The organism is Nonomuraea sp. NPDC003214 (assembly GCF_053590035.1).
This window is the reverse complement of record NZ_JBSFSX010000003.1, coordinates 560,518-571,830: the sequence shown is the minus strand read 5'-3', so window position 1 is coordinate 571,830 and position 11,313 is coordinate 560,518. Positions and strand designations below refer to the sequence as shown.

At 73.0% G+C, this 11,313-nt stretch carries 11 protein-coding genes and 1 pseudogene; 7 read left to right on the top strand and 5 right to left on the bottom strand.

Features of this window, described 5'->3' with window-relative positions:
• Positions 1-16 precede the first annotated feature (16 nt).
• Genes ACWDXC_RS11530 through ACWDXC_RS11520 form a run of 3 tightly spaced genes read left to right on the top strand, consistent with a single transcriptional unit; the run spans position 17 to position 2,624 of the window.
• A complete protein-coding gene (locus ACWDXC_RS11530; protein ID WP_449980735.1) occupies positions 17-1,273 on the top strand; it encodes a sensor histidine kinase in 1,257 nt (418 codons plus the stop codon).
• Positions 1,261-1,902 (top strand): response regulator transcription factor, encoded by a 642-nt coding sequence (locus ACWDXC_RS11525; RefSeq protein ID WP_308125896.1) that lies wholly within the window; start codon positions 1,261-1,263, stop codon positions 1,900-1,902. The genes ACWDXC_RS11530 and ACWDXC_RS11525 overlap by 13 nt, the downstream gene beginning before the upstream one ends.
• Positions 1,899-2,624 carry a DUF4097 family beta strand repeat-containing protein gene (locus ACWDXC_RS11520; protein ID WP_449980732.1) on the top strand — a complete coding sequence of 242 codons (726 nt, stop codon included), beginning with the start codon at positions 1,899-1,901 and terminating at the stop codon, positions 2,622-2,624. Before ACWDXC_RS11525 ends, ACWDXC_RS11520 begins: the two co-directional genes overlap by 4 nt.
• 22 nt (positions 2,625-2,646) lie before the next feature.
• Here ACWDXC_RS11520 and ACWDXC_RS11515 read toward each other — a convergent pair whose 3' ends face one another.
• On the bottom strand, positions 2,647-2,793 hold the full coding sequence (locus ACWDXC_RS11515) for a hypothetical protein (protein ID WP_364169635.1): 147 nt from the start codon (positions 2,791-2,793) through the stop codon (positions 2,647-2,649).
• Positions 2,794-3,161: 368 nt separating this feature from the next.
• Between ACWDXC_RS11515 and ACWDXC_RS11510 the strand changes: the two genes are divergently transcribed.
• From ACWDXC_RS11510 to ACWDXC_RS11500, 3 genes are all read left to right on the top strand, one after another.
• Positions 3,162-5,048 (top strand): ABC transporter permease, encoded by a 1,887-nt coding sequence (locus tag ACWDXC_RS11510; protein WP_449980729.1) that lies wholly within the window; start codon positions 3,162-3,164, stop codon positions 5,046-5,048.
• 66 nt (positions 5,049-5,114) lie between these two features.
• Positions 5,115-5,843, top strand: a complete 729-nt coding sequence (locus tag ACWDXC_RS11505; protein WP_449980726.1) for an ABC transporter ATP-binding protein — start codon at positions 5,115-5,117, stop codon at positions 5,841-5,843.
• Positions 5,840-6,601 (top strand): thioesterase II family protein, encoded by a 762-nt coding sequence (locus ACWDXC_RS11500; RefSeq protein WP_449980723.1) that lies wholly within the window; start codon positions 5,840-5,842, stop codon positions 6,599-6,601. Before ACWDXC_RS11505 ends, ACWDXC_RS11500 begins: the two co-directional genes overlap by 4 nt.
• Here the strand turns inward: ACWDXC_RS11500 and ACWDXC_RS11495 are convergent.
• Together ACWDXC_RS11495 and ACWDXC_RS11490 are read right to left on the bottom strand one after the other, a co-directional pair.
• Complete coding sequence (locus ACWDXC_RS11495; protein WP_449980720.1) at positions 6,590-7,180, bottom strand: DUF6461 domain-containing protein; 591 nt, start codon at positions 7,178-7,180, stop codon at positions 6,590-6,592. The genes ACWDXC_RS11500 and ACWDXC_RS11495 overlap by 12 nt on opposite strands.
• A gap of 160 nt (positions 7,181-7,340) precedes the next feature.
• Positions 7,341-8,645: a prenyltransferase/squalene oxidase repeat-containing protein gene (locus ACWDXC_RS11490; RefSeq protein ID WP_449980718.1), complete on the bottom strand. Its 1,305-nt coding sequence runs from the start codon at positions 8,643-8,645 to the stop codon at positions 7,341-7,343.
• A 52-nt stretch (positions 8,646-8,697) separates the two neighbouring features.
• On the opposite strand from ACWDXC_RS11490, the pseudogene ACWDXC_RS11485 reads away from it, so the two are divergent.
• Positions 8,698-9,507, top strand: a pseudogene (locus ACWDXC_RS11485) (HIT family protein); the annotation flags it as partial.
• A 221-nt stretch (positions 9,508-9,728) separates the two neighbouring features.
• Here ACWDXC_RS11485 and ACWDXC_RS11480 read toward each other — a convergent pair.
• The gene (locus ACWDXC_RS11480) at positions 9,729-10,700 is read right to left on the bottom strand and encodes a carbohydrate kinase family protein (protein ID WP_449980715.1); all 972 of its coding nucleotides are present in this window, start codon (positions 10,698-10,700) and stop codon (positions 9,729-9,731) included.
• Positions 10,697-11,209, bottom strand: a complete 513-nt coding sequence (locus tag ACWDXC_RS11475; RefSeq protein WP_449980712.1) for an NUDIX domain-containing protein — start codon at positions 11,207-11,209, stop codon at positions 10,697-10,699. The genes ACWDXC_RS11480 and ACWDXC_RS11475 overlap by 4 nt, the downstream gene beginning before the upstream one ends.
• Between the last annotated feature and the right edge of the window lie 104 nt (positions 11,210-11,313).

Below are 11,313 nucleotides of genomic sequence, written 5' to 3'. Positions count from 1 at the left end.
AGAACGGGGAGGGCTCGTGACCGTCGGGGGACGGGTGTTACGCGCGCCGTGGCAGGCCCGCACCTGGCTGGCCACGTTCCAGATCGCCGCGGGCAGCGCCGTCGGGATGCTGGCGTTCACCGTGCTCAGCGTCGTCGGCTCCGCCGTGGTGATGCTCACCCTCGTCGGCGTCCGCTGGCTCCCCCTGTCGGCCCTGCTGTGGTGCGGGCGGACATGCACGCGCATGCACCGCTCCCGCTTCGCCGCCCTGCGCGGCGCGCCCATCCCGGCCGCCGTCCACCCGCCCCCCGAAGGTCAGGGCCTGCGCTCGCGCGTACGGGCCGAGCTCCAGCAGCCGGTGGTCCGCTCGCGCCTGGCCTACAGCCTGCTCAGCGGCCTGGTGCTCACACTGGGCGCGGCCGTCTCGGTGACGCTCTGGACGGCCGGCCTGCTCGGCGCCACGATCATCGGCTACGCGTGGGCGCTGCCGGCCCGCAACGGCTTCGGCTGGGGCCTGCACGAGCCCGCCACCCTGCTCGCGCTCACGGCGGCCGGGCTGCTGTGCCTGTTCGGCACCCCGTGGGTGGTGCGCGGCCTGGCCGCCTGGGACGCCGCCGTCGCCACCCGCCTGCTGACCTCCACCCACGTCGACCAGCTCGCCCGCCGCGTCGAGGTGCTGTCGGAGAACCAGATCCGCCTCCTCGACGCCGCCGACGCCGAGCGCCGGCGCATCGAACGCGACCTGCACGACGGCACCCAGCAACGCCTGACCTCCCTGGCCATGAACCTGGGCATCGCCAGGGAACTGCTCTCCGACCTCCCGCCGGACGCCCGCAAGCTGATCGCCGACGCGCACGAGGAGGCCAAGCAGGCCCTCACCGAGCTGCGCGGATTCGTCCGCGGGCTGCACCCCGCCGTCCTCGACGACCGCGGCCTCGACGCCGCGCTGTCCGGGATCGCGGCCAGGCTGCCGCTTCCCGTCCACCTCACCGTGGACGTGCGGCCACGACCCTCACGGACGATCGAGGCGGCGGCCTACTTCGTCGTCTCGGAGGCACTCACCAACGTCGCCAAGCACACGGAGGCCGACAACGTGCACATCGAGGTCAACCGGCGCGACGACCGGTTGCGCATCCGGATCGCCGACGACGGCGGCGGCGGCGCCAGCCTGGACAAGGGCTCCGGCCTGCGCGGGCTGCGCGACCGCGTCAGATCCGTCGGCGGCGAGCTGCGCATCGACAGCCCGGCCGGCGGGCCGACCGTCATCGACGTGGAGATGCCGTGCGTGTCGTGATCGCCGAGGACTCCGCGCTGCTGCGCGAGGGGCTGGTCCGGATGCTGGAGCTGGCCGGGATCCAGGTCGTCGCCACCGCCTCCGACTCCGACGGGCTGCTGGCCGCCGTCGAGGAACACCAGCCGGACCTGGCGCTCGTCGACGTGCGCATGCCGCCCACCCAGACCGACGAGGGCATGCGTGCCGCGCTGGTCGTCCGCGAGCGGTGGCCGCACGTCGCCGTGCTGGTGCTCTCGCAGTACGTGGAGGAGCAGTACGCCACCGAACTGCTCGTCGGGGAGTCCAGCGGCCTCGGCTACCTGCTCAAGGACCGCGTGGCGAACTTCCGCGAGTTCCTGGAAGCCGTGCGCCGGGTCGCCGCCGGCGGCACCGCGCTCGACCCCGAGGTGGTGTCGCAACTGCTCGTCCGCCGCAGGCCCGACAGCCTCTCCCGGCTGTCGGCCCGCGAGCGCGAGGTGCTGACGCTCATGGCCGAGGGCAAGTCGAACGCGGGCATCGCGATGGGCCTGGCGATCAGCGAGAGCGCCGTCGCCAAGCACATCAACGGCATCTTCACCAAGCTCGACCTGCCCACGACGGACACCGACCACCGAAGGGTGCTCGCCGTGCTGAAATACCTGAAGGCATGACCGCCTCACGCCGGGCCCGGGCGGGCTGGATCACGCTCGGCGCGGGGGCGGCGCTGCTCATCGCCGTGCTGATCGGCCTGACGCTGTGGTCCTGGCTGGCCAGGCAGAGCGAGACGCAGCGCCAGACCCACCAGCGCCCGGCCGCCCGCGTCACGGTGGACCTCAGGATCGGCGAGGTGCGCCTGCTCCCCGGCGAGGCCGGGCGGGTCGACGTCGAACGGCGGCTGACCTGGTCGGGCCCCCGGCCGGCGCTGACGGAGCGGTGGTCCGGCGACACGCTCGGCATCCGGGCGCGCTGCGACGAGGACCTGCTGATCGGGGCCTGCTGGGTCAGCTACACGATCCGGGTCCCGGCGGGGACCGCCGTGGAGGCGCGGACCGCCGAGGGCGACATCACGCTGCGCGACCTGACTGGGGAGCTGCGGCTGGCCACGGAGACCGGCGCGATCACGGGCACGGGGCTGCGGGCGGCCGACGTCGAGGTCAGCGCCCAGCTGGGCGACATCGCGCTGAGATTCGTCCGGCCGCCGGGCTCGGTGCGGGCGGATTCGCAGGCCGGGAACATCGACGTGGAGGTGCCCGAAGGTGACGGTTACGCGCTCGACATTCGCAGCGGCATCGGCGAGCCGGACGTCGGAGTACGCGCCACCGAAGGCGCGAAGAACAATATTTCGGTGCACAACAGTACGGGCGGGATACGGGTCGCGTATTTGGGGTCCTGACCAGCCGGGAGGTTCACGCCGGTCAGTCGCGGTCGCCGTCGGCCGGTCGCCCGGGCGGGTCGTCAGCCGCCGGCTCCGCCCGCGCCCGGTTGGGGCACCCGGCGCATTCGCCGGGCTGCGTGCGGCGCAGCAGGACCGGGCACCATTCCCGCGAGTCCGTATCCGTCATGCACACATCGTGTCAGGTTTCCTGGCAGGTGTCGGTAAAGGGGGCGCTACTTCCCACCGGTAGCTAACTCCACCTCGGTCGTGGAGCAGGCACCCGGAGAGCCTCATTGAAATGCTGAAACGGCACCCTTTCATGAAATGCTATAGTCTCACTATATTTGGCGGGAGTATTGGAATTCTGTCCATTGACGGGCAGGATTAGCCTGCGTATCGAGCCATCCGGGGGATATCGGCACGCGGCCCGTCCGGCCGCCGCACGGATCGGCGACCTCGACCGTCGACCCCGACTGTCGACATGGCCGTCAGCGCGGCCGTCAAGACGGTCGCCGACGTCGTCCCCTCTGTCGCTGAAGGTGTGGAGGTTCGCCTGTGCTGAGCATCGCGATGAGCACGCTCCGGGAGCGGTGGGTGGCCTTCGTCGTGTCCCTCGTCGCCCTCGCCCTGGGCGTCGGCATCATCGCCACCATCGCGCTGGTGATGAACTCGGCCCTCACGGGCTTCCCCGGCCAGCGCGCCGCGCTGACCGGGACCGTGGTGCTGCTCAGCGTGTCGGCGGGGGTGACGGGGTTCGCCACCGTCTTCATCGTGGCCTCCACCTTCGCCCTGACGGTGATCCAGCGCACCCGTGAGCTGGCGCTGTTCCGGCTGATCGGCGCCACCCCGCAGCAGGTGCGGCGGATGATCGTGATCGAGGCGCTGCTCCTGGCCGCGATCGGCTGCGTGGCCGGGGTCGTGATCAGCCTCGTGGGCGCGCCGGTGCTGGCCTCGGTGCTGGCGTCGAGCGGCCTGGCCCCGTCCTGGTTCGAGGTGTCGATCTCGCCCGTGCCGCTCGTGCTGGTCTGCCTCGGCGGCCTGGGGCTGACGGCGCTGAGCGTGTCGGTGGCCTCGCGGCGGGCGGCGACGATCCGGCCGACGCAGTCGCTGCGCGAGTCGGTCGGCGACCCGCCCGGGGCGCGGCCCGGCAGGTCCGCGCGGACCGGCTGGGGCGTCGCGCTCCTGCTGATCTCGCTCATGGGGATGGGCGTGGTCGCGGCCGTGCTGCCGGAGCTCGCCACGGTCCCCGTGGTCTACCTGTGGGTGCTGCTCACGCTGGTCGCGGCCGTGGCGCTGCTGGCTCCGGCCCTCGTCCCGCCCGTCCTGAGGCTGCTGACGCTGCCGTGGGCGCGCGGCGGCAGCGCGATCGGCACCCTGGTCCGGGAGAACACCCTCACGATGGCCAGGCGCACCGCCGCGACGACGCTGCCCATCCTCATCACCGCCGGCATGTCGATCAGCCTGCTCGGCGCGCTGGAGACGATCGGCCACGCCCAGTCGGTCGAGGCGGGCGAGCGGTTACGCGCCGACTACGTGCTGGTGCCCGAGGGCGGCCCCGCCATCAGCGCCGAGGCGCTCGATCGGGCACGGAAGATCCCCGGCGTCCGGATCGCCCCGCTCGCGCCGACGACCGTCCAGGTCACCGGCGAGGCCGGGCTGGCCGACGGGTTCTGGGGCTACGCCACCGACGCCCAGCGGTTCGCCGCGATGACCTCGCTGCCGCTGATCGACGGCACGCTGGAGGACTTCGGGCCCGGCGGCATCGTGGTGTCCGACATCTGGGAGCTCGGCGCCGGGCAGCGCGTCACGGTCACGCCGGACGGCGGCAAGCCGGTCCAGCTCACCGTGGCCGCGGTCGTCGGCGACAGCGCCGGAGGAGGCGACTTCTACCTGGACGTCTCCGACACCGGCCCGCGCCCGGCCGAGGCCGCGTACGTGCAGGCCGGGGGCGAGGCCGCGGCGGCGCTGCGGGAGCGGAGCGGCGAGCTGGGGGCCTCGCTGCTGACCAAGGCCGCATGGGCGGCCACGGTGGGCAACAGCGACCAGGGCACCGGCGTGATCGGCATGCTGGTGACGCTCGGCATCGCGATCGTCTACAGCTGCATCGCCATCGTCAACACGATGGTCATGGCCGCCACGGCCAGGCGGCGCGACCTGACCCTGCTGCGGCTGCTCGGAGCCACGTCACGGCAGGCGGTGGCGGCGCTGCTCGCCGAGTCGGTCGTGATCGCGGCGGCCGCGATGGTGCTGGCCACCGCCGCGTCCGCGATCAACTTCGCCGGGCTGCTGGCCGCGCTGACCCAGGTCGTGCCCGGGGCCACGCTGGCCGTCCCGTGGGCGCCCGTCCTCGCGTTCGCCGCCACGAGCGCCCTGCTCGCCATCCTCGCCACGACGCTGACCGCCACGGCGGCCGTGCGCACGCCCGCCCCGTTGTCAGAGTGACGCCAGAGTGACGCCAGAGTGACGCGCCAGAGTGACGACAGAGTGACGACAGAGAAGGTGACTGCCATGGACTTCGCCGTCGAGCTGCGCTCGGTGCGCAAGACGTACGGGATCGGGAGCGCCGCGGTGACCGCGCTGGCCGATCTGAGCATCGGCTTCGCCACGGGCAGCTTCACCGCCGTGATGGGGCCCTCCGGGTCCGGCAAGTCCACGCTGCTCCAGTGCGCGGCCGGGCTCGACCGGCCCGACTCCGGCCAGGTGATCCTCACCGGCGTCGAGCTGGGCGGGCTGGACGAGCAGCGGCTGACCACGCTGCGCCGGGAGAGGATCAGCTTCGTCTTCCAGGCGTTCAACCTGATCACCGCGCTGACGGCCGCGCAGAACGTGGGGCTGCCGCTGCTGCTGGCGGGCCGCAAACCCGCCGCGGACCAGGTGCAGCGCGCCCTGGCCGAGGTCGGGCTCGCCGAGCGGAGCTCCCACCGACCGGCCGAGCTGTCCGGCGGGCAGCAGCAGCGGGTCGCGATCGCCCGCGCCCTCATCACGCAGCCGGCGGTGCTGTTCGCCGACGAGCCGACCGGCGCGCTCGACACCCGCAGCGCCAAGGAGGTGCTGGAGCTCATCCGCGCGATGGTCGACCGGCACCGCCGCACCGTGATCATGGTGACGCACGATCCCGTCGCCGCCTCCTACGCCGACTCGGTGGTCTTCCTGACCGACGGGCGGGTGGTCGACACCCTGCACCGCCCCACCGCCGACCGCGTCGCCGGCCACATGACGAACCTGGAACGCCGATGAGCCCCTACCACGGCGACCTGTGGGTCCGCCGCTTCCACGAGCCCCGGCCCGGCGCGCCGCGCCTGGTGTGCTTCCCGCACGCGGGCGGCTCCGCGAGCTTCTTCGTGCCCCTGTCGCAGGCGCTCAGCCCCGGCCTGGAGGTCCTGGTCATCCAGTATCCGGGCCGCCAGGACCGGGTCGCCGAGCCGTGCGTCGAGGACCTGAACGCGCTCGCCGACGAGATCTTCCTGCGGGTGCGCAAGCTCGCCGGCCCGCCCCCGGCGCTGTTCGGGCACAGCATGGGCGCCACGCTCGCCTTCGAGGTGGCGCAGCGGCTCGAAGGCGACGGGATCGCGGTGCCGCACCTGTTCGTGTCGGCCGCGCGCAGCCCCTCCTCCGAGCGGTCGGAGGAGGTCCACCTGCGTGACGACGACGGCATCATCGCCGAGATGCGGCGCCTCGACGGCACGGACGACGTGCTGCTCCTGGACCCCGAGCTGATGCGGCTCGTGCTGGGGCCGATCCGCAGCGACTACAAGGCGCTGGAGCGCTACCGTTACGCCGGCGGGGTGCTCGCCTGCCCGGTGACCGCGCTGGCCGGTGACGCCGACCCGGGCACCAGCCTGAGCGCGGCCCGCTCCTGGCGCGACCACACGGGCGGCGCGTTCACCTTCAGGCGGTTCCCCGGCGGCCACTTCTACCTGACCGGCGAGCTGGCCGGGGTCGCCGAGGAGATCAGGCGGACCCTGCTGCCGCCCGATCCCGGGTCAGTCGTCTAGCGTCTCCGCGCCCAGGAACGGCTGGGCCAGCAGGCCGGCGGAGAAGGGCAGGCCGGTGATGCGCTCGGCCAGGGCGAAGGCCCGCTCGATCGGACGGTCGATCTCGCCGCCGGGGACCAGTCCGGTCGCGCGCATCTCCGCGGCGAGCCGGTCCGCGTCGGCGCCCGAGGGGAGTTCCGGTTGGCGCGGGTCGAAGGCGACGACCGGCGTGCCGTCGACGATGTAGGCGAAGCTGTCGGAGGCGTAGTCGTGGCGGCAGATCGAGACCACCTCCGTCCCCTGGGACACGGGCCCGTACACGTCGGGGTCGACGGCGAGCTGCCAGCCGCCCGGCTCGACGACCACGGTCCAGTCGCCGGCCTTCGTGGCGCCGATGAAGCCGGCCGCGTCCTCGCGCATGGTGTCGATCGAGCGTTCGCCGAGGTCGTCGAACGCCACCTCCTCCAGGGTGTCCTCGTCCACGCCGAAGCGGCGCAGGACCTCGTCGGGGGTGAGGTTGCGTACGAAGGACACGCAGTAGACGTCGTCCAGCGTGTCGGCGCCGGGGAGGGGGACGAGGTGTCCGGGGATCTCGGTCATGGTCGCTCCTGTGTCGATGTGAGCGGAATGATCGCAGACGTGGCCGACAGATCGGTGCGCAATGGCGGGCGCGGGAGCTGGCCAAAAAACCTATACAAACCGGACAGAAGGCCATAATCTCTACTTGTCCCAGTCGGGGGACGACTGGGACGCCAAAACTTTACGGCTCGGCCTGCTTGCGCTGCATGACCGCCGAGATCACCAGCAGTGCGACGGGGACGAGCAGGCCCAGCGCCAGGTCCTTGGGCTCGATGAGCCCGGCCAGCAGACCGGCGGTGCCGCCCAGGCCGAAGGTGGCGAACACCACCCAGGCCCAGTGGCGGCGCGCCCAGCGCAGCGGACGCGGCCTCGGCCGGGCCGGCAGCAGCGGCTTCAGGGCCGCCGCCAGCGGCCGGTCACGATCGCCGTGTCGGAGCACGACGACGCCCTCGGCCCAGACGACCCGGTCCGCGGCACGCGCCAGCGGCAGCGCGCGGATCCCGGCCAGCGTCTCCACGCACGGCCACACGCCCCACAGCGTGACGTTCATGTCGTGGTTGTTGGGCCACGAGCCGTCGTCGCACTGGTCGGTGACGATGCGGTGCACGGCCTCGGCCAGCCGGGCCGTCACGTCCGGCTCGGGCACGCGCGGGTGGCGCATGAGCGCCGTGGCGGCGACCGGCAGCGCGTAGTGCATGAGCGGCGGGGGCCGCCAGATCTCGCCGCCGATGGCGCTCGGCAGCCGCACCGCCGTGCTCTCCACCCGGTTGTGCTTCTCGTCCAGCGAACTGGTGTCGACGTGTTCGAGCAGCCAGTCGAACCGGCCCCGCAGCCGCTCGTCGGCCGGGTCGGCCCCGGCCGCCAGCAGCGTCGTCAGCGCCATCGCCGTGTGTGCCACCCTCGGCGTCGCGCCCGGCTCCGCGCCCCACGCCCGGGGGAACAGGCGCTGGTCGAGGAGCCAGGCCACGCCGGACTCGACGGCCGGATCGTACGGGGCCGCCGCCACGAGCGCGCGCAGCGCCAGGCAGGTGAGCCAGGTGCGCGGCGGGCAGTCGGCGAACGATCCCCAGCCGCCCGAGGGGTGGCGGTTGCGGCGCAGCCACTCCACCGCGCGGTCCAGGTCGGGGGAGTCGGGCCGGGAGTCGCAGCGGAGCGTCGCCAGGCACCGGATCACCCAGGCCGTCGCCTCGACGACCGGGCGCTCGCCGCTCGTGTTGGTCCACCAGCCGCCGTCGACGCGGGGGTCGGCGTCGCGGAGCTGCCTGGCCCGCAGGAAGGCGAGCGCGTCGGTGAGCTGGTGCGGCTTCTCTCCGGCGGCGTGGAAGGCCAGAAGCGCCACCGCGGTGGCGGTGGCGCCCGGGGGAGGGGTTTCGAGCATGTGGTACCAGCCGCCACCGCCCGCGGGGCTTTCGGTGTAGGTCCGGCGCAACAGGCTCGTCGACCGGCGCAGCGCGCCCTCCACCTGGGTCAGGTCTATCTCGTACATCGAGCCCTTTCGTGCCGGGCCGCCTGAGATCTCGCACGCATCGTACCTATTGATGGTGTTGCCGGGGATGGTGCCGTTGAATATGTTTGGGGAGCCTTTCGTGATTGATCTGGATAAATCCTGTATTTCGGCGTCCCTTATGGAGCAGGAGCGCATGAACGAAGGCGACACGGCGGTCATCGGCGGAACACCGGAATGGGCCGCCTCCCTCCGCGACGGGGCCGGGCTCGTCCATCTCCGATCGTCCCCGGACGGTTACGCGGTGGAGGGAGCCGTGGTCAGCAGGCCCGCGGGCGGGGCCCTGCCGTACCCTCCGGGGTTCTTCCGGCGCGTCCACTGCGACCTGACGGCCGGAGCCCGCTTCGCGGCGGAGGCGCTGACGCTCCCCGCGCCCGGCGGGACCGTGACCTTGAGCCGGGTGCCGGAGGCCGAGCGGGAATCATGGCGCGAACGGCTCACCGCCGCCGGGCTCACCGCCACGGAAAAGAACGGCGCGGTAATAGGGCGGAACAATGCAACCGCACGGGCGGAAGAAACGGACTGTGTTTTCTGCGCCCGTTATCGATTCCGGATGAACGCCGACACCGGAGTGCCGGGAGCGGCCGGTGTGCTGTGGGGTGACGACGACCTGTGGTGCGCCCCCGACCTCGCCCCGCTGCGGCCCGGCCACCTGCTGATCGTGTCCACCGCGCACCGCCCGTGCTTCGGCGCGTGCCCGCCCGCCCTGCTGGACAAGCTCGCCGCCTGGCGCGCCCTGGTGACCGGCATGCTGGCCGGCGCGTACGGCCTGCCCGTCACCTTCTTCGAGCACGGCCCGGCGACCTCGCAGGGCGGCGGCGCCTGCATCGACCACGCGCACCTGCACTGCGTCCCCGGCCTGCCCTCCCTGCGCGAGAGCGTCGAGGCCGAGGGCCTGCGGGCCGGCCCGTACGGGATGACGGGCCTCTACCGGCGCCGGACCTCCTACCTGTACGTGGAGGACGCCTCGGGCCCGGCCGTCTACCCGTGCCGCACGGCGCTGCCCACCCAGTTCCTGCGCAAGGCCGCGACCGCCGAGGGACGGCCGTGGCGCTGGCAGGAGACCTACGGCACGTTGGCGACGCGCGAGCTCTTCCTGGCGACGTTGCGGGCGCTGCTGCCGTGGGCCGACCGGCTGCTCAGCGGCCAGGCCGACAGCAGCCAGCGCAGCTCGGCCGCCGTCACCGCGTCACCGAACCCCATGGGCTCGCGGGCCAGCTCGTAGCCGGTCTCGTAGTCGCGGTGGACGAGGCCGTGATGGTAGACCGTGGAGCGGCCCATGTTGCCCGCCCCTGACCTGATCAGCCACACCGGGCCGCCCGGCAGCGCCGCGTCGAGATGCGGGAAGAGCTGCGCCGGCGTCGCGCACGGCGTGCCCAGCAGGCCGTTGAGCGTCTGCAGCTCGGCCACGACGACGTCGGCCGCGTGCAGCGCCGGCAGCCACCGGCGGGAGTCCACGCGCCGGTGGAGGTCATGGGGCACCATGTCGACGCAGACCAGGGTGCCGCCGGCGTGCGCGATGCCCGCGGCCTCCAGCACGGCGCGGGCCGAGCGCGGGTGGAGAAGCTCGTAGCCGGTCAGGAACAGCACGTCCGCCTCGGCGATCGCCCGCCCGGCCGCCCGCACGTCGGCGGGGGCGAGCAACTGCCCTTCCGGCAGCGGCTCGGCGACCATGAGCCGCACCCCGTCACCCGGCCCGGCGTCGCGCACCACCACGACGCGGCCGGTGCAGACGCCCTCCACCACGGTCAGGCGCGGCTCGACGCCCAGGGCGGCGAGCTCGGCCAGGATCGTCTCGGTGAACGCGTCACGGCCGATCCTGGCGACCAGCTCGACCCGGTCGAACCGGCCGACCGCCTGCCGGGCCAGGCCGAGCGCCACCCCGGCGGGCGTGACGTCCACCGGGCCGTAGTGCAGGCGGTTGGCGTCCAGTTCGGCGAAACGCAGCGAGTCGAGCCGGACGCGCACGTCCACCCGGATCTCCCCGATCACGACCAGGCGGCCCGCACGCCCGCCCGGCGGCCGGGCCGCCGTCATGCCGAGAGGGAGTCGGTGAGCCCCCGCCGGAGCAGGCGGACGAAATGCTCGACGGCCTGGTCCATGCCGGGAATGAGCGGATAGTCGGCGAGCTCGTCGAGCGCCACCCAGCGGACGTCGCTGATGTGGTCGCCGGGCACCTGGTGCGCGCGGGACAGGCGGCGCGACAGCGGCCGGCAGATCCGGCCCACCGCGATCGCGCGGACCCGGGAGCGGCCGTCACCGCGCATGAGCCAGTCCCACATGTGGAACGGCGGCCCCGGCTCGATGTCGATGCCCGACTCCTCGCGCACCTCGCGGACGATGTGCTCGTCCAGCCCTTCGGCGGGCTGCATGCGCCCGCCGGGCACTTCCCACAGCCCCGGATGGTAGGGGTCGGCGGCCGATTTGCGCACCAGGAGCAGCCGCCCGTCGTCGGCCAGGAACGCCTTCTGCACGAAGGTGACGTGCACGTGCTGACGGCCGGCGCGATCCGCCTCGGTCAGGCCGCCCAGGAGCTGCTTCGCCACGGATTCCACCCCTGCCGAATAGGGAACGTCCTTGCGTGAGCCGGCGCCCAACCATAGCGCCCTTTCATTCTTCGCAAGACTCGAACGCCCGGCTGCTTGCGATT

Coding starts and splice junctions, on each gene's coding strand:
- ACWDXC_RS11490 (WP_449980718.1), bottom strand. CDS start 8,645: ATGTACGAGATAGACCTGACCCAGGTGGAGGGCGCGCTGCGCCGGTCG.
- ACWDXC_RS11515 (WP_364169635.1), bottom strand. CDS start 2,793: ATGACGGATACGGACTCGCGGGAATGGTGCCCGGTCCTGCTGCGCCGC.
- ACWDXC_RS11505 (WP_449980726.1), top strand. CDS start 5,115: ATGGACTTCGCCGTCGAGCTGCGCTCGGTGCGCAAGACGTACGGGATC.
- ACWDXC_RS11480 (WP_449980715.1), bottom strand. CDS start 10,700: ATGACGGCGGCCCGGCCGCCGGGCGGGCGTGCGGGCCGCCTGGTCGTG.
- ACWDXC_RS11520 (WP_449980732.1), top strand. CDS start 1,899: ATGACCGCCTCACGCCGGGCCCGGGCGGGCTGGATCACGCTCGGCGCG.
- ACWDXC_RS11500 (WP_449980723.1), top strand. CDS start 5,840: ATGAGCCCCTACCACGGCGACCTGTGGGTCCGCCGCTTCCACGAGCCC.
- ACWDXC_RS11495 (WP_449980720.1), bottom strand. CDS start 7,180: ATGACCGAGATCCCCGGACACCTCGTCCCCCTCCCCGGCGCCGACACG.